At 66.1% G+C, this 16,848-nt stretch carries 21 protein-coding genes and 1 pseudogene; 8 read left to right on the top strand and 14 right to left on the bottom strand.

Features of this window, described 5'->3' with window-relative positions:
• Positions 1-47 precede the first annotated feature (47 nt).
• Together H7841_04120 and H7841_04115 are read left to right on the top strand one after the other, a co-directional pair.
• Positions 48-1,667: a fumarate hydratase gene (locus H7841_04120; GenBank protein MEO5336072.1), complete on the top strand. Its 1,620-nt coding sequence runs from the start codon at positions 48-50 to the stop codon at positions 1,665-1,667.
• A gap of 71 nt (positions 1,668-1,738) precedes the next feature.
• Positions 1,739-2,932, top strand: a complete 1,194-nt coding sequence (locus H7841_04115) for an NnrS family protein (protein ID MEO5336071.1) — start codon at positions 1,739-1,741, stop codon at positions 2,930-2,932.
• Positions 2,933-2,935: 3 nt separating this feature from the next.
• Here H7841_04115 and H7841_04110 read toward each other — a convergent pair whose 3' ends face one another.
• The 6 genes and pseudogenes from H7841_04110 to H7841_04085 form a co-directional block, all read right to left on the bottom strand.
• Entirely contained in the window at positions 2,936-3,331 is a 396-nt protein-coding gene (locus tag H7841_04110) for a hypothetical protein (GenBank protein MEO5336070.1), read from the bottom strand.
• Positions 3,332-3,336: 5 nt separating this feature from the next.
• Complete coding sequence (locus H7841_04105; protein ID MEO5336069.1) at positions 3,337-5,997, bottom strand: glycosyltransferase; 2,661 nt, start codon at positions 5,995-5,997, stop codon at positions 3,337-3,339.
• A gap of 140 nt (positions 5,998-6,137) precedes the next feature.
• Positions 6,138-6,779: a hypothetical protein gene (locus tag H7841_04100; protein MEO5336068.1), complete on the bottom strand. Its 642-nt coding sequence runs from the start codon at positions 6,777-6,779 to the stop codon at positions 6,138-6,140.
• Positions 6,780-6,903: 124 nt separating this feature from the next.
• Positions 6,904-8,208: an ATP-binding protein gene (locus H7841_04095; GenBank protein MEO5336067.1), complete on the bottom strand. Its 1,305-nt coding sequence runs from the start codon at positions 8,206-8,208 to the stop codon at positions 6,904-6,906.
• A gap of 14 nt (positions 8,209-8,222) precedes the next feature.
• A pseudogene (locus H7841_04090) lies at positions 8,223-8,887 on the bottom strand (response regulator transcription factor).
• 19 nt (positions 8,888-8,906) lie between these two features.
• Positions 8,907-9,389 (bottom strand): MarR family winged helix-turn-helix transcriptional regulator, encoded by a 483-nt coding sequence (locus H7841_04085; protein MEO5336066.1) that lies wholly within the window; start codon positions 9,387-9,389, stop codon positions 8,907-8,909.
• Positions 9,390-9,490: 101 nt separating this feature from the next.
• On the opposite strand from H7841_04085, the gene H7841_04080 reads away from it, so the two are divergent.
• From H7841_04080 to H7841_04070, 3 genes are all read left to right on the top strand, one after another.
• On the top strand, positions 9,491-10,366 hold the full coding sequence (locus tag H7841_04080; GenBank protein ID MEO5336065.1) for a branched-chain amino acid aminotransferase: 876 nt from the start codon (positions 9,491-9,493) through the stop codon (positions 10,364-10,366).
• 10 nt (positions 10,367-10,376) lie between these two features.
• Positions 10,377-10,652: a hypothetical protein gene (locus H7841_04075; protein ID MEO5336064.1), complete on the top strand. Its 276-nt coding sequence runs from the start codon at positions 10,377-10,379 to the stop codon at positions 10,650-10,652.
• A gap of 196 nt (positions 10,653-10,848) precedes the next feature.
• Positions 10,849-11,313, top strand: coding sequence for a DUF4167 domain-containing protein (locus H7841_04070; protein ID MEO5336063.1), 465 nt, complete (start codon positions 10,849-10,851; stop codon positions 11,311-11,313).
• Positions 11,314-11,392: 79 nt separating this feature from the next.
• On the opposite strand, the gene H7841_04065 is transcribed toward H7841_04070, so the two are convergent.
• The 8 genes from H7841_04065 to H7841_04030 form a co-directional block, all read right to left on the bottom strand.
• Complete coding sequence (locus H7841_04065) at positions 11,393-11,797, bottom strand: hypothetical protein (GenBank protein ID MEO5336062.1); 405 nt, start codon at positions 11,795-11,797, stop codon at positions 11,393-11,395.
• A 29-nt stretch (positions 11,798-11,826) separates the two neighbouring features.
• Positions 11,827-12,093, bottom strand: a complete 267-nt coding sequence (locus H7841_04060) for a RebB family R body protein (GenBank protein MEO5336061.1) — start codon at positions 12,091-12,093, stop codon at positions 11,827-11,829.
• Positions 12,094-12,149: 56 nt separating this feature from the next.
• A complete protein-coding gene (locus H7841_04055; protein MEO5336060.1) occupies positions 12,150-12,473 on the bottom strand; it encodes a RebB family R body protein in 324 nt (107 codons plus the stop codon).
• Between the two features lie 78 nt (positions 12,474-12,551).
• Positions 12,552-12,773 carry a RebB family R body protein gene (locus H7841_04050; protein ID MEO5336059.1) on the bottom strand — a complete coding sequence of 74 codons (222 nt, stop codon included), beginning with the start codon at positions 12,771-12,773 and terminating at the stop codon, positions 12,552-12,554.
• Between the two features lie 18 nt (positions 12,774-12,791).
• Positions 12,792-13,163 (bottom strand): RebB family R body protein, encoded by a 372-nt coding sequence (locus H7841_04045; protein MEO5336058.1) that lies wholly within the window; start codon positions 13,161-13,163, stop codon positions 12,792-12,794.
• Between the two features lie 17 nt (positions 13,164-13,180).
• The gene (locus H7841_04040) at positions 13,181-13,516 is read right to left on the bottom strand and encodes a RebB family R body protein (protein MEO5336057.1); all 336 of its coding nucleotides are present in this window, start codon (positions 13,514-13,516) and stop codon (positions 13,181-13,183) included.
• A 139-nt stretch (positions 13,517-13,655) separates the two neighbouring features.
• Positions 13,656-13,991: a RebB family R body protein gene (locus H7841_04035; protein ID MEO5336056.1), complete on the bottom strand. Its 336-nt coding sequence runs from the start codon at positions 13,989-13,991 to the stop codon at positions 13,656-13,658.
• A 65-nt stretch (positions 13,992-14,056) separates the two neighbouring features.
• Complete coding sequence (locus H7841_04030; protein ID MEO5336055.1) at positions 14,057-14,380, bottom strand: RebB family R body protein; 324 nt, start codon at positions 14,378-14,380, stop codon at positions 14,057-14,059.
• A gap of 233 nt (positions 14,381-14,613) precedes the next feature.
• On the opposite strand from H7841_04030, the gene H7841_04025 reads away from it, so the two are divergent.
• The 3 genes from H7841_04025 to ribB all read left to right on the top strand — a co-directional run bounded on the left by H7841_04025 (position 14,614) and on the right by ribB (position 16,836).
• Positions 14,614-14,937: a RebB family R body protein gene (locus tag H7841_04025; protein ID MEO5336054.1), complete on the top strand. Its 324-nt coding sequence runs from the start codon at positions 14,614-14,616 to the stop codon at positions 14,935-14,937.
• A gap of 189 nt (positions 14,938-15,126) precedes the next feature.
• On the top strand, positions 15,127-15,720 hold the full coding sequence (locus H7841_04020) for a riboflavin synthase (protein ID MEO5336053.1): 594 nt from the start codon (positions 15,127-15,129) through the stop codon (positions 15,718-15,720).
• Positions 15,721-15,786: 66 nt separating this feature from the next.
• Positions 15,787-16,836 carry a 3,4-dihydroxy-2-butanone-4-phosphate synthase gene (gene ribB, locus H7841_04015; protein MEO5336052.1) on the top strand — a complete coding sequence of 350 codons (1,050 nt, stop codon included), beginning with the start codon at positions 15,787-15,789 and terminating at the stop codon, positions 16,834-16,836.
• Positions 16,837-16,848: the final 12 nt, after the last annotated feature.

The following is a 16,848-nucleotide window of genomic DNA, read 5'->3' as shown; positions in this document are numbered from 1 at the left end:
GAGTCGCCCGCGACTCGCACATCACATCCGGCATGAAGGACCTTTCCATGACCCGCTTCGTGCATCACGAGACGTTTCCCTTGGGGGAGGACGCGACTCCCTACCGGCTGGTCACCTCCGATTTCGTGGGCACCGGCCACTTCGAGGGCAGCCGCATCCTCAAGGTCGATCCGGCGGCGCTCACCCGGCTGGCGGCCGAGGCCATGCGCGATTCCGCCCATCTGCTCAGGCCCGGCCATCTGGCGCAGTTGCGGGCCATCCTGGATGATGGCGAGGCCTCGCCCAACGACAGGTTCGTCGCCCTCGATCTGCTCAAGAACGCCTGCATCTCGGCCGGCGGCGTGCTGCCCATGTGCCAGGACACCGGCACCGCCATCGTGATGGCGAAGAAGGGCCAGGCGGTCTGGACCGGCGGCGACGACGAGGCGGCCTTGGCCGAAGGCGTGCTGAAAACCTATGCGGAAAGTAATCTGCGCTATTCCCAGGTGGCGCCCCTCGACATGTTCAAGGAAGTCAACACCGGCACCAACCTGCCGGCCCAGGTCGACATCTACGCCACCGACGGCGACGAATATCATTTCCTGTTCATGGCCAAGGGCGGCGGCTCGGCCAACAAGACCTTCCTGTTCCAGCAGACCAAGGCCTTGCTGAACCCGGATTCGTTGGTCAAGTTCCTGGACGCCAATCTGCGCAGCATCGGCACGGCGGCCTGTCCGCCCTACCATCTGGCGATTGTCATTGGCGGCACGTCGGCGGAAGCCAACCTGAAGACGGTCAAGCTGGCCTCCGCCCGCTTCCTCGACCCCCTGCCCACCCGCGGCAACGAATACGGCCAGGCCTTCCGCGACCTGGAATGGGAGGCACGCATCCTGGAAATGAGCCGGCGTCTGGGCATCGGCGCCCAGTTCGGCGGCAAGTATTTCTGCCACGACGTCCGCGTCATCCGCCTGGCGCGCCACGGCGCTTCCTGCCCGGTGGGGATCGGGGTGTCCTGCGCCGCGGATCGCCAGGTGCTGGGCAAGATCACGGCGGACGGTGTGTTCCTGGAGCAGTTGGAGACCAATCCGGCCCGTTTCCTGCCGGAAGTCGAGGACCAGCACCTGTCCGATGGCGTGGTGCGCCTCGACCTCAACCGCCCCATGGCGGAAATCCGCAAGACCCTCTCCCAATACCCGATCAAGACCCGCCTGTCCCTGACCGGACCGATGATCGTGGCCCGCGACATCGCTCACGCCAAACTGAAGGAGCGCCTGGACCGCGGCGAAGGGCTGCCCCAGTACTTCAAGGACATGGCGGTCTACTACGCGGGGCCGGCCAAGACGCCGGAAGGTTATGTCTCCGGCTCCTTCGGGCCGACCACGGCCGGGCGCATGGACAGCTACGTCGACGAATTCCAGGCGGCCGGCGGCAGCTTCGTCATGGTCGCCAAGGGCAACCGCTCGCCGGCCGTGACGGAAGCCTGCAGGAAGCACGGCGGATTCTATCTGGGCTCCATCGGCGGTCCCGGCGCCCGGCTCGCCCAGGACTGCATCAAGAAGGTGGAATGCATCGAATATCCCGAACTGGGGATGGAGGCCATATGGCGCATCGATGTGGCGGATTTCCCGGCTTTCATCGTGGTCGACGACAAAGGAAACGACTTCTTCGCCGAGTTCAAGGGGGGTTGACCCCCATCAATGCGGGGGAGGCGGCCATTCCCTACCAAGGGCGGCAACCACGAAAAGAGGCTCTTGGACCCATGAAACATCCGCTCTACCGGGGGCCGGCCATCCTGCTGGCCTCGGGATTCCGCCCATTTTTCCTGTTCTGCGTGCTCTACGCGGTGGTGGCGCCCATTGCCTGGGCCGGCATCTTCGCCCACGGGATGGCGTTTCCCCAGGCGATGAATCCCGCACTCTGGCATGGACACGAAATGGTGTTCGGCTTCGCCGCCGCGGCGGTGGCGGGCTTCCTGCTCACCGCCGTGCCCAACTGGACGGGCGGCGATACCCTGCACGGCTGGCCACTGGGCGTCATGGCCGCTTTCTGGCTGGCCGGCCGCGCCGGTTTCTGGCTGATCGACGGCCTGCCGACGGTGGCCGTTACCTTGCTCGACCTGCCGCTATTGCTGCTGCTGGCCTATTTCATCGGCCGGCAGATCGTCTTGGCGCGCAACCAGCGCAACTACATCTTCATCGGTCTGCTGGGCGCCTACGCGGTGGGGAACCTGTTGGTCCATTTGGAGTTGCTGGGGCTGGCGTCCGGTACCGGCGCCAAGGGAACCTACCTGGGGCTCTATTCGGTGCTGGTCATGCTGACCGTGGTGACCGGCCGGGTGGTACCCAGCTTCACCGCCAACGCGCTCCGCATGCAGAACCGGCTGCTCGACATCAAAACGGCACCCAACGTGGAAGCCGGGGCGGTCAACGCGGTCCTGGCGACCATCGTCGCCGATCTGGCTCTTGGGGCGTCGCCGGTCACCGGGCTGCTCGCCCTGACCGCCGCCGGGATGCTCGCCCTGCGCATGGGGGACTGGGGCACCCGGCAGACCATCCACAGCCCCATCGTCTGGGTCCTGCACTTGGGCCACGGTTGGCTGGTGGCGGCCTTCGCGCTGAAGGGCATCGGCGACCTGACTCATCTGTTCCCGTCCACCGTGGCCCTGCACGCCTTCACCACGGGGGCCGTCGGCGTCATGCTGATCGCCATCGCGTCCCGCGCCGCTCTCGGCCATTCGGGACGGCCGCTGGTGCTGCCCCGCTTCGTTCCCGCGGCCTACGTCCTGGTCGCCCTGGGCGCCCTGATTCGGGTTCTGGGCCCGATCCTGCTGCCATCGGCCTACGTTTGGGTCATGGCGGCGGCTTCGGTGGTCTGGTCGGCCGGCTTCGGGCTGTTCGGGGTCATCTACTGGCCGATCCTCACCCGGCCCCGGATCGACGGCAAGCCGGGCTGAGGATCAGTTGGGGGCGTCCTGAAGCCGCACGGCCCTGAGGCCGGCGAACAGTACCGCGGTCGCCGCGTAGGCGGTGTCGTACAGCAACAGGCCCATGCCTCCGGCCACCATCGCGGCGACGACGAAGCGGAAAGCCAGCCGCGGCGGTGCCATCACGGCCAGGACGGCCAGGATGCCGGCGCCGATACCGAAGCCGCGCCACTTCGTGAAGACGATGAACCCGGTGCGCCAGGAACACCACCAGAGTCCCTGGTTGGCCGCCTCGCAGGCATTGCCCAGGGTCTCGGGCTCGACGAACTGGTAACGTACCACCCAGGCCAGGGCGGCCGTCGCCGCCACCACCAGCAGGGCGAGCAGGATGGGGGCCTCGGCGCGCAGCCGGGCGAGGGGTGCCGCCATGCTTTTCATTCCGCGGGAACGATGGCCGGTTCGGCCGCGACCCGACGCTGGCGCCAAGCGATCTCCCACCGCTCCGCCGCCACCATCAGGGTGGTGGTGAGGAAGGGCGTGGCCTGGACGATCAGGGTGGCGGCGAAGACGTTGATCTCCACGATATCCAGCTTGTTGGTGGCGATCACCGCCGTGGCGCCGGCCATCAGGGCCAAGCCCAGGCGGGTTTCCCAGCGGGCCGGGTCTTCCTTGCGCCCGAACAGGAAGCGCTTGACGGCGGCCAGGGGGCGGAAGCCGGAAGTCTCGCCGGCCTTGGTGGCGCCGGCCTTGGCATTGCCGCCCTTGTCGGTACGCAGGAAGGGCAGGTTGTCCTTGAGGATGCCCATGAAAAGCGCGTTGGCGATGGTGAACTGCAGGCTCATGGATGCCAGGGCCGCGCCGCCGATATGGTGGATCGGCAGTTTGACGCGTTCGGCATAAAGTACCGCACAGTGCAGCAGGTTGACCGCGAACGCGGCCAGGATGGGCAGGGTGAAGGGCAGGGTCGGGATCAACACGCCGACCAGCACGATCATCGGTACCCAGAACAGGTTTAGCACAGCGGCACCGACGCCGAAGGCGTCCGATAGCCAGTAGGACCAGCCGGTAACGAACTGGAACTTCTGGGCGCTGGACAGGGTCTTGGAACTCAGGCGCATGTGCTTGGCGTGCTTGCGCATGATCTGCATGGCGCCATAGGCCCACCGGTGGCGCTGGGTCTTGAAGGCCTTGTAGGTGTCGGGCAGCAGGCCCCAGCCGTAGCGGCGGCTGGTATAGAGCGATTCGTAGCCGGCCTCGATCAGGCGCAGGCCCAGTTCGGTGTCCTCGGTGATGGTGTCGGTGGCCCAACCGCCCACTTCGTCGAAGGCGGAACGACGGATCAGCAGCATGGTGCCGTGAGCGACGATGGCGTCGTCCTCGTTGCGCTGGACCATGCCGATGTCGAAGAAGCCGGCGTATTCGCTGTTCATCACCGACTTGAGGAAGGTCTGTTCGCCGTCGCGATGGTCCTGCGGCGCCTGGACCAGGGCGACCTTCTGGTCGGCGAAGGCGGGCACCAGGTGCTTCAGCCAGTCGCGGTGCACCACGTAGTCGGCATCGAGAAGGGCCAGGATGCCCGCCTCGGGGTCCACCCGATCCATGGCGACATTGAGCGCCCCCGCCTTGAAGCCGGCCACCTTGGGCAGGTTGACGAACTTGAAGCGGGCGCCCAGGCGCTCGCAGTGCTCCTCGATGGGCTTCCAATAATGTTCTTCGGGGGTATTGTTGATGATGACCACCACCTCGAAGTCCGGGTAGTCGAGGGCGGCGCAGGAATCCAAGGTTTCCTTCAGCATTTCCGGCCGTTCCTTGTAGGCCGGGATCTGGATCGAGACCTTGGGCAGCGAGAAAGAACCGTCGATCGGCAGGAAGGCCCCTTCGGCCGGAATCAGCCGGCGCGGGCGGCGGCCCAGGATGACCTCGGCCATCTCGTGCACCTTCACCAGGGTCATGGCGGTCAGCGGCCACATCAGGACGAAGCCGATCACCCAGGCCAACGCCGAACCGAAGTTCAGGTAGTTGTCGAAAGGATACATGGCGGCCAGGCCGATACCGGCGGCCAGGGCGTTGGCGGCCCCCGCGAAGACCAGGGCATGGGCAAAGGTGGGATGGCGCCTGGACAGGGCCAACAGGCTGATGGCCAAGCCGATGGCCAGGGCCACGATGGCGGTGCGGGCCAGATGGCGGGTCTCGACGATGCCCGACATGTTGAACTTGGGAATCCCGCCCGCGTCGAAGATACCCCAGTAGGGGCCGACGCTACCTTCGTCGACCTTCCAGGGCTGATCGAAGGCTTCGATCAGATTGTATTCCATGCCCCGCCGCCTGGCCTCGGCGACGAACTCGCGCACCACGCCGGCTTGAATCATCGGCTCGGCGTTGGCGAGCTTGAAATTGTAGCCCTGACTGGGCCAGCCGAATTCGGCGATCACCACCCGCTTGCCCGGATAGGACTGCTTCAGTTCGCCATAGCGCTCGACGGCGTGGCGGGTCGCCGCTTCGGCCGGAACGCCTTCCCAGTAGGGCAGGATGTGGACGGCGATGAAGTCCACCTCGTTGACGATCTCGGGATGCTGTTGCCAGATCTTCCAGGTTTCGCCGGTGGTTACCGGGACGCGCACCCGCTTGCGGGCCTGGCGCAGATAGCCGATCAGTTCCTCGGACCCCATGTCCTCGCGCAGGATGGTTTCGTTGCCGATCACCACGGCGCGGACGTTGGAGTACTTGTTGGCCAGGGCGATGGCGGCCTCGACCTCCTCGCGGTTGGCATCGACCGCGCCCTTGTCGAGCCAAGCCCCGACGATCACGTTAAGCCCCTGTTCCTTGGCCAGTTCGACGATCTTGCCGTAGCGGCCGGCCGAGGCGTAGAGGCGGATGGTGTCGGTCACCGAGGCGACCGTGCGCAGTTCGCCGGAGATCTTCTCGATTTCCTCGGGAGAGGGATCGACCATCTTCAACTGCGGCGGCGAAGTGCTGAAAGACAGCGAGTCGAAAGCGCCTTCGAAGTCCGGCGGCGAGATCGTCTTGTGCGCGACGACCCAAGCACCCGCATGCAATACCGCGGCGACAACGGCTGCCGCAACGATGTTCCTCATGGTCTTGGTCTTCCCGAAAAAAGCCCTCTACCAGCCCCGTTGGCTGACCTTGCGGATGATCCGGCCCGAGTTTGACCTAATTATGGCGAATCCGTACCACCGATCATTCCCATTTCTCGTCGCGCCCCGCTACCTGGGGATCATTTTCCCTGCATGCCCGCCGCCGCGGGCGCCGGATGAGGCGCTGACGGCGCGGGCGTTGTCACCGGTGCCGGTGCCGTCGTTGCCGCCGCCGGGGACGGCGCTGGTGGTGCGGCGGGTTGGGCTGCCGAGGCTGCTTCCTTGCGCTCGGGCGCCGGAGCGTTGGTATCGGTCCAGCACTGGTCGGCGCGATGGCCGACCGCCTTCTTGGCCTCTGCCGCCACGGTCTCGGCCGCCTTGCGGGCTTCCGGGGAGGCTTGGCTGTCCAGGGCCTTGCGCATGTCGACCACGGGCACTTCCGCCGCCATCAGGCAGCCGAAGGCCTTGCTGATATGGTCGTCGGGACAGCCGAACCAGACGTAAAACCGGGAGAAATCGCCAGCCGCGACTACGTCCTCGCGGGCCAGCAGCAACAGGACCCGCTTGCCCAACCACGTGCATTGACTGGTCGATGCCGCGACTCCCGGACCCTTGCCGGGAGACGTGGACGCCACCATAGCCTGCGGTGCGCCGACCGCAGCCGGAGCCGCCATCTTCTTTGCCGGGGTCGGAGTTGCCCCATCACGGTCCGCCGCAACGGCCTGTGCCGCCGAAGCCAGCAACAGAGCCCCCGAAAGCAACGACACAAAGCGCCTGCTCATGACTCGCATTCTTTGGGAAAGATCAGTGGTTTGTAACCCCTCGATATGTAAATCAGGCTGCGAATTCTTGCAATTCGAATCGTGACGGGGGTGAAAAAATTCCGTACCCGGACCGTCCCGGCAACTACAGGGGCAGTCGGAGGCGGGCGCGCAGCCCACCCAGGGGGGAGTCGGTCAATTCGATGTCGCCGCCGTGGCGGCGGATGATGTCGCGGGCGATGGAAAGGCCCAGGCCGACCCCGCCGGTTTCCGGATTGCGGGATTCGTCCAGTCGGAAGAAGGGCCGGAAGACCTCTTCCCGCTGTTCGGCCGGAATGCCCGGTCCATCGTCGTCCACGGTGATCTCGATGGCATCCTTGCGCTGTCCGGCGCGGACCGAGACATGTTCGGCATAGCGGATGGCGTTGTCGACCAGGTTGGTAACGCAACGCTTGAAGGCGTTGGGGCGCAGGGGAACGATCATGTCGCTTTCGACATGAAGGTCGATATTGCCACCCTTGCGGCGGGCCTGTTCGGCCACTTCCGCCAGCAGGGCCGCCAAGTCCGCGGATTCCGGCCTTTCGCCTCCCTCGCCGCGGGCGAAGGCCAAGTAGCCTTCCAGCATGCGTTCCATTTCGGCGACATCGGCCTTCAGGTCTTCGATCCCCTCGACTCCTTCCAGCATGGCCAGTTCCAGCTTCATGCGGGTCAATGGGGTGCGCAGGTCGTGGGAAACTCCCGACAGCATGTCGGTGCGCTGGGAAATCTGGCGCCGGATGCGATCGCGCATGGCCAGGAAGGCGACGGCGGCCTGCCGGACCTCGCGGGCTCCCTCCGGCTTGAATCCGGTGACGTCACGTCCCTTGCCGAATTCGTCGGCGGCCTGGGCCAGGCGGCGGATGGATTTCACCTGATTGCGCATGAAGATGGTCGCGATACCCACCACGATCATCGATGTCCCCACCATCCACAGCAGGAAGACGGTGGTGGTCGAACTGAACAGGCGCTTCCGGTTGGTCACGGTGGTCAGGACGCCGTCGGGCAGTTGGACTTCCACCGCGACGTGACGGCCGAGGGAGGCCGCGTCGACGTGGAAGGGCTTGCCCAGGTAGTCCTGGAGGCCGCGTACCAGCGGGTCGTCCGGGTCGCTTTCGTCGGGCGTCGTCGTCGGTCGCATGATGGCCCCGGGTGCGAAGGAGGGCTCGATTTCCATGTGCGCGACGGCGATTCCGAAGATCCATCCCTGGTTGGCTTCCCCGGGGTATTGCTGCATCAGGGCGACGATGGCCGCGATGTCGCCGGCCAGGTTGCGGGCCAGCCGCAGGCTGATTTTATCCCAATGCCCCTGGAAGAAGATGACGCCCAAGGCCAACTGGAGCAGCACCACCGGCGAGACGATGATCAGCAGGGTCCGCCCCAGCAGGCTTTTCGGCAGCAGCCGCTTTATCATGGGGCGCCTCTCCCTCAATCCGGCCGGAGGACGTAGCCCTTGCCGCGCACGGTCTGCAGATAGCGCGGCAGGCGGGAATCGTCCTCGATCTTGCGGCGCAGCCGGGTGACCTGGACGTCGATGGCCCGGTCGCCGCCTTGGGCGCCGGTCAGTTCGATCAGGTCCTCGCGGCTGAGAATGGCGCCCGGCTTCGAGGCCAGGGCCTTCAGCAAGGTCGCTTCGACGTCGGTCAGGCGGATCGGCTGGCCATCGCGGGTCAGCTCGTTGCGCTCGGGGTCGAAGGCGAAGGCGCCCAGCCGCAGGGCCGTGGTCCGGCTGGGAGGGACGGTGGCGGCGCGGCGCAGGATGCTCTGGATGCGCAGCACCAGTTCGCGGGGCTCGAAAGGCTTGGCGAGGTAGTCGTCGACTCCCGCTTCCAGGCCGGCGATGCGATGGTCCGGCTCGCCCATGGCCGTCAGCATCAGGACCGGCATGGGGTGGTTGCCCCGCAGCCAGCGGGCGAAGTCGATCCCCGACTCCCCCGGCATCATGCGGTCCAGGACGATCAGATCGAATTCTCCGGCCGCCATCTTGGAACGGGCGTCCGCCGCATCGTGCGCCGTCGCCACCAGGAAACCGCTGTCGCCCACAGGCGGTCGTCGTCGTCCACGACCAGGATATGCGGCAGGTCCTCGTCCATGGCCCTGACCGTAGCACGGTTACGGGGTTGCGGGAAACCGGGCCCGGTCCTCGGGATTGACCAGGCGGCGCAGCACGCACCGGAAGCCTTCCGCGGCCGCGGGGCCGGCGGCCCGGCAGGCCTCCCCGACGTGGCGCATCTGGCCGGCGGTGAGACGCTGTTCCAGGTCCGCTCCTTTGGGGGTCAGGATCAGGCGCCGTCGGCGGCGGTCGCGGGCATCGGGCGTCTGGGTAACGAACCCCAGATCCAGCAGGTCGCCCAGAACCCGGCCGAGGCTCTGCTTGGTGATGCGCAATATGCCCAACAAGTCGCCTACCGTGATGCCGGGATGGCGGCCGACGAAATAGATCACCCGGTGGTGGGCCCGACCGAAGCCGAAGTCTTCCAACACGGCGTCGGGACCCGCCGTGAAGTCGCGGTAGGCGAAGAACAGCAGTTCCATGGCCTGCCGGAGGGATTCTTCTGTCTCTGCCGGGAAGGAAGGGGGAAAGGTGTCGGTCATGAGGCCCGCTTATATGGCAGTATTGTTGACGTATATGCCAGAGGGTGGTAGGTAAGGCAATATCGTTGCGAGACGGCAACCCTTAGCGAAAGATCATTGCCATGGCGTCCCAGCCCTTCCATGACCGCGACGGCTTCATCTGGTTCGACGGCGCGTTGATTCCCTGGCGCGACGCGAAGGTTCATGTGCTGACCCACGGGCTGCACTATGCCTCGGCGGTCTTCGAGGGGGAGCGTGCCTATGGCGGCAAGATCTTCAAGCTGCGCGAGCACACCGACCGCTTGGTCGCCTCGGGGGAGATGCTGGGATTTGACATTCCCTATTCGGCCGACCGGATCGACGCGGCATGCGTCGAGACATTGAAGGCCAACGGCATCGTCGACGGCTACGTCCGCCCCATCGCCTGGCGGGGCAGCGAGATGATGGGGGTCGCCGCCCAGCAGAACAAGATCCATCTGGCGGTGGCGACCTGGGCTTGGCCGTCCTACTTCTCGCCTGAGAAGCGGATGAAGGGTATCGCCATGCAGACGGCCCCGTGGCGCCGTCCGGCTCCCGACACGGCGCCGGTCAAGGCCAAGGCGACGGGGCTCTACATGATCTGTACCCTGTCCAAGCACAAGGCGGAGCGCGAGGGCTGCGACGACGCCTTGATGCTGGACTACCGGGGTTTGGTCGCCGAGGCGACCGGCGCCAACATCTTCATCGCCTTCGGCGACGGCAAGCTCCACACCCCCACCCCCGACTGCTTCCTTGACGGCATCACCCGTCGCACCGTGATCGACTTGGCGCGTGGACTGGGAATCGAGGTGATCGAACGCCAGATCACTCCCGACGAACTATCCCGGGCCACCGAGGTCTTCCTTACCGGAACGGCGGCGGAGGTGACTCCGGTGGGGCGCATCGACGGCGATACCTTCACTCCGGGCGAAATGTGCCGACGGCTCATCGAAGCCTACGACGCGGCCGTCCGCGCCTGATGCCGAACCGATGACCGTCCACCGCATCGGCAAGCACACCATCCGGCTGCCGCGCAGCCGGTTCCATCGCCAATTGATGGGGTGGAGCCTGGTGACGGGCGGCATCATGGGGTTTCTGCCCATCTTGGGCTTTTGGATGCTGCCGCTGGGGTTGGTCGTGCTGTCCATCGACAGTCCGCGTATGCGGCGGGTCCGTCGGCGTCTCTCGGTGCGTTGGGGGCGCTGGAACGGCAACGGCGGAAACGGGGCGAAAAAAGGGGTTGGAAAGGGCGGCGACTCGGTCTAAGGTGCAGTTGCGCTTGGCCTTCCGGGGCCGCGCGGCGCCGGCGACGGATAGCCCAAGGTGGGCACAACGGCCGGTCACATATATCCCCCGACACCGAGGCCGGAACCGATTCGGGCGTTCGTTGTGCGGGCCGTGCCGGCCAGGGGGGCGGGCACGGGGCGGGAAAGATTCAAAGTCAATGAGCATGCAAGGTGCCATGAAACACGGCAACAATCCCAGGCGCGGCCGCTCACGCGGCGGCAATGGCAAGCGTCAATTCAATCCGCGCAACCAAACCTTCGAGAGCAATGGTCCCGACGTCAAGGTGCGCGGCACTGCCCAGCAGGTGCTGGAGAAGTATCTGGCCTTGGCCCGCGACGCCTCTTCCGCCGGGGACCGTATCCAGGCGGAAAGCTATCTGCAGTATGCCGAACACTACTACCGCATCCTGAGCGCGGCGCAGGCCGCCTTCCAGGGCCAGGGCGGGGAGCCGCAGCCTCAGCAGCCGCGCAGTTCGCGGCCGGACGAGGTGGCGCTGGACGGCGAATTGCGCACCAGCGACATGGACGACATGGGCGAAGGCGACGAGGGCGAAGAGCCCGAGGAAGTTGCCGAGCGCACCGAGGCCGAGACGGTGGCGGTGGACCCGCCGCGCCCGATCGTCGACGCGGCCCCGGCCTGACCGGCCATCCCGAGCGAATCCGTTAAAGAGAAGGGGCCCCAACCGGGGCCCCTTCCTTGTGGACGGAGAGGCGGCGCGGTCAGGAACCGCTGGGGAAGTTCGAAACGATGGTCCCGGCCGAGGCGCCGATGGCGGCGAAACGCGCCTGTGCGGCATCCATGGCGGTGTTGGCCTGGGTGATGATGTCCGAATAGGGGGTGGTGGTCTTCTGTTCGACCATCAGCTTCATGCAGATACCGATGGTGGTCATGCCGATGGTCATGATGTTGCGCAGCTGGTCGGTGCCGTCCTGGACCGCCAGCGCCGCCGCCTGGGCGACTTTCTGGTGGGCGACCGCCGAGCCTTCCTGCTTGGCCGCGCCCAGCACCGCCGTGTTGGACTTGGTCACGGCGTCGAGAATCTGGGGGTTGACCGTGGTCAGGCTGGTCCCTTGCGGCGCTGCCGGCGCCGGTGCGGGAGCGGGATTGGGATTGTCGTCGGGCATGCTCGGCCTCCGCGCCTAAGGGAAAGATATCAGGTCTTGGGCGGTGTGGACCCGCCGCCCATGCCGCCGCCCGACGCCTCGAGGATCATGCGCACGGCGCTGGACGTGATGGCGTTGCCGATCTGCTGCAGGCCGCCCTGGGCCTGGACCGAGTTCTGCATGGCGAGACTCATCGAATGCGCCATGGTCTGGTAGAGCAGTCCCAGCGCCTGCGCCGGGGCTTCGGCCACCACCTTGACGTTGGTCTGGGTGACCGCGTCGGTGACCTGCGTGTTGACTGATGTGACGTCCGCCATGATTCAGCCCCGTCGGTCTTTTCGTCCCGGTCCGGGTCCCTGTCCTGGAGCCTAGTCTACTTCTTCAAGGCGGCGAGCGCGACCAGCAACGCCATCATGAAGTCGGGGGTGTTGCTGGTCGCGACCTTCTGGGTGGCGACCGCGGCGGCCATCGAGTTGACGCTGTAGATCTGGATGATGCCCTGGTTGGTGGCCGCCTGGGCGGCGATCGCCGCATGCTTCTGGGCCATGACCGAGTTCTCGTAGAGAATGCTCGTCGAATGGGCCATGCTCTGGTAGACGGTGCCCATGGCCTGGGCGGGGGCGTTGCCCAGGACCGCCACGTTGGCTTGGGAAACCGAGTCGGAAATCTGACCGTTGACCGGCGTCGGAATAGCCATCGCTCTCTCTCCTGTCCTTGTCCGGGCGGATACCGCCCTTCTCTATGACGCCGGTCGCCCGGAGTCTGTGAAATCGATTCAGGCGGCGCCCGCCTTGATAATCATCGAGCAAAGGGTGGACGCCGCCGAATTGGCCACCTGCTGAAGTCCCCCCTGGGTCTGGGTGGCGTTTTCCATAGCCAAGCCCATGGCGTGGGACATGGCCTGGTAGGCGATGGCCAGCGCGTGGGCCGGCGATTCCCCCAGGACCTTGACGTTGGTCTGGGTGACGGCGTCGGTGATCTGTTCGTTGACCTGCATGGCCGTCGCCTTTCGCGCCTACTTGATCTTCATGGAGATGGATTCGGCCACCCCCTCGATCTTCTTCAGGAAATCGCGGCTGGCCGCCGACTGGGCGGCGACGTTCTCGATGGTCTTGTTGATGGAAACCAGTGCCTGGCGCATGCCGGCGTCGGCTTCGTTCCCGCCACCGCCGAGGGTCTGTTCCACGCCCCGCATCACCGTGGCGAGCGCGGCGATGGCCTGGCTCTGCTGGCCGCCGACCATGTTGGCGAACAGGGTGCCCTGGGCCTGGGAAAGGGCCAGGATGCTTTGGGTCGTCGAAACCGCCGCGCCGTTGCCCAGGGTCGTGACGTTGGCCTGGGTGACCGCATCGGTGACCTGGGGCTGGACGATGTTGGGCACGCTCATGGAAACCTCCTATCCCTTCATTTCCTGGAACCGCCGCCCAGGTTCAGGATCTTGGACACCGCCTCGACGGTGGTGGCGTGGCTGGCGATGGCGAGCTGCTGCTGGTTGGACACCATGTTGGCGAACAGCACGCCTTGGGCCTGCGACATCGACAGGTAGGACTGGACCACGGAAATCGCCGGGCCGCTGCCCAGACTGGTGACGTTGGCCTGGGTGATGGCATCGGTGATCTGCGGCGCTACGATCTGGTTGGGCATCGGCTGGCAGGGGGCCTCGTCGTCCTCGTCGTCCTGCGGGCCCGCGTGGGCCGTCTGGGTCTGGGATGGCGCTTCGGCATCGCGGGGAGGGAACATGGGCTGTCTCCTGACGAACGGCGCGGCTCATCGGCGATCGCGAATGCCGCTTCGGGAAGCGGCCGGACCCGGGCTGCCGACCCGCCCGCGCCTCGCGGCGGGCCGGCGTTCCCGGGTCCCCTGGAGGCCTTGGCGGCCCTCAGGTGACAGGCTTGCTGGAAACCGCCTTGAGGCTCGACAGCAACGACAACATGTTGTTCGGCACGTCGCTGCTGGCGATCTTGCTGGTGGCCGCCGCGCCGGCCATGGTGTCGACACTATAGATCTGAATGACGCCCTGGTTGGTGGCCGCTTGGGCGGCGATGCCGAGCTGCTGCTGGGCGCCGACCGCGTTCTCGTAGAGGATGCCCGTCGAATGGGCGAGCGCCTGGAAAATGGCGCCCATGGCCATCGCCGGGGCATCGCCCAGGACCTTGACGTTCGCCTGGGTGACCGCATCGGTGATCTGGCCGTTGACCGGAGTATCGTCCGCCATCGTCTTTCTCCTTCAGGATCGCTTCCGTTGACGGCCGCCGGGACCCGGCGGCCGCAGTCATGCCGTCAGCCGCCGACCGCCTTCAGGGCGCTGAGCAGGGACAGCATGTTGTCGGGGACGTCGCTGCTGGCGATCTTGCCGGTCGCCACGGCGTCGGCCATGGTGTCGATGCTGTAGATCTGGATGACGCCCTGGTTGGTGGCCGCCTGGGCGGCGATGCCGAGCTGCTGCTGGGCGCTCACCGCGTTCTCGAACAGGATGCCCGTCGAATGGGACAGGGACTGGTAGATGGCGCCCATGGCCATGGCCGGGGCGTCGCCCAAGACCTTGACGTTGGCCTGGGTCACCGAATCCGTGATCTGGCCGTTGACGGGGGTGGGAATAGCCATTGCTGATCTCCTCTTTCGGATTTCTGCCTCGACGTTTCCGCGCCACGGGCCCGAAAGGGGGGCAGCGGGCGGTGCTCCCTCCAATGACGTTGCAGCCCCCGGTTTGTGATGAGGATCGATTCCGGAAGGGTTGTGTGGCAGAATGGCTATGCCGGCATCGGTCCGCCATCGATGACTTCGGCCGCGCCTCGGTCGCCGCCGGCTTGTGCAACATCTATTGATGGAGACCGACAATGGCGGATACTTCCGTATCGACGACGCCGGCCACCGACGTGGATCCGGCGAACTTGGCGCTTGCGCCGGCCATGGCCATGGCGGCGCTGTACCAATCCTTCGCCCATTCCACCTCGTTGCTCTACGAGAACGCGGTGGCGGCACAGGCGCAAGGGGCCACCATGGCGCAGGGGGCCACCACCGCCGGCCTGCAGCAACTGCAGAACCTGGGCGGAATGGCGGCGGCGGTGGCCGCGGCCAAGATCGCCCAGACCGGCGGCAAGGCGCCGCCGTCGCCCGCCGCAGCCCCCCAGGAGGACCAGGCCAAGCCCGCGTCCTCCTGAAGTCCCGCCTCTGGTGAGTGCTTCCAACCCCCGCCGCGGCCTGCCCGCCCGGCGGGGTTCTCCTTCATAGACGCCTGAGCGCGCCCTCTTGTGACGGCAATTCCCGGATGTCCGCGGCCGGAGGCAAGCATGGGCTTGCAGCGGGCCGGCAAATGCCTATTGTCAGGGCCTTCGGAAAGGAAGAGGCTCATGTTCACCGGCATCATCACCGACCTGGGGACCGTCCGCGCCGTTCTCAAGAAGGATGGCGGCGACACCCGTTTCGAAATCGCCACCGCCTATGACACCCAGACCGTCGAGATCGGCGCCTCCATCTGCTGCTCGGGCGCCTGCATGACGGTGGTGGAGACCGGGCTTGGCTGGTTCGCCATCCAGGCATCGGCGGAATCCCTGTCCAAGACCACCATGGGCACTTGGCAGGCCGGGCGGCGCATCAATCTGGAGCGGGCGCTCAAGGTGGGCGATGAACTGGGCGGGCATTATGTTTCTGGCCATGTCGACGGGGTGGGGACCATCGCCGCGATGACCCCCGAGAACGAATCCCTGCGCTTCGTCTTCGAGGCGCCGGCGGCCATGGCCAAGTTCATCGCCTCCAAGGGATCGGTGGCGGTGGACGGCATCTCGCTCACCGTCAACGAGGTCGACGGACGCCGCTTCGGCATCAACATCATTCCCCACACCCAGAAGGCCACCACTTTGGGTGGGGTGCGGGTGGGCGATGCGGTGAATCTGGAAATCGACATGCTGGCACGCTATGTTGCGCGCCTTCTCGAGAAGGAGTGACATCGCTTGTCCCGCGAACATCTGTCGAGCATAGAGGAAATCATCGAGGACGCCCGCCAGGGTCGCATGTTCATTCTGGTCGACGACGAGGACCGGGAGAACGAGGGAGATCTGGTGATCCCCGCCCAAATGGCGAGTGCCGATGCCATCAACTTCATGGCCAAGTTCGGCCGCGGGCTGATCTGCCTGGCGCTCACCCGCCAGCGGGTGGAGGAACTGGGGCTGCCCCTGATGGCACGCCATAACGAATCCCGGCACGAGACGGCTTTCACCGTGTCCATCGAAGCCCGCGAAGGGGTTTCGACCGGTATCTCGGCTTCCGACCGCGCCAGGACCGTCGCGGTGGCCATCGATCCGTCCAAGGGGCGGGGCGACATCGCCACGCCCGGCCATGTCTTCCCGCTGGTCGCCCGGCCGGGCGGCGTGCTGGTGCGCACCGGCCATACCGAGGCGGCGGTCGACGTGTCGCGTCTGGCCGGGCTCAACCCCTCGGGCGTGATCTGCGAGATCATGAACGAGGACGGCACGATGGCCCGCCTGCCCGATCTCATCGGGTTCGCCCGCCACCACGGCCTGAAGATCGGCACCATCGCCGATCTGGTGGCCTACCGCCTGCGCTACGACCACTTGGTGGAACGCAAGCTGGAAAGCACGCTGGACAGCATCCACGGCGGCGAATTCAAGCTCATGGTCTACGTGCACAAGACCGCCTACGCCGAGCACATCGCCTTGGTTAAGGGGGACGTGTCCTCGGGCGGGCCGGTGCTGGTGCGCATGCATGCCCTCAACATCATGGATGACGTGCTTGGCTGCCGCGCCGAAGGCAAGGCCGGCATCCTGCACAAGGCCATGGAGATGGTGGCCGCCGAAGGCCGCGGCGTGGTGGTGCTGATCCGTCCGCCCGATCCGACGGCCCTTTCCGACCGCATCAAGGCCAAGCTCGGCATCGCCGAACAGAAGCGGGTCGAACTGCGCGAGTATGGCGTCGGCGCCCAGATCCTTCTCGACCTGGGCGTCAAGGAGATGATCCTGCTGTCCAACACCCGCCACACCATCGTGGCCCTGGAGGGCTTCGGCCTCAAGGTGACGGAACAGCGTCCCATTCCGACCCCATGACGAGGTAGCCCC

Source organism: Magnetospirillum sp. WYHS-4 (assembly GCA_039908345.1).
Classification (GTDB): Bacteria; Pseudomonadota; Alphaproteobacteria; order Rhodospirillales; family GLO-3; genus JAMOBD01.
This window is presented reverse-complemented; position numbering and strand designations above follow the sequence as displayed.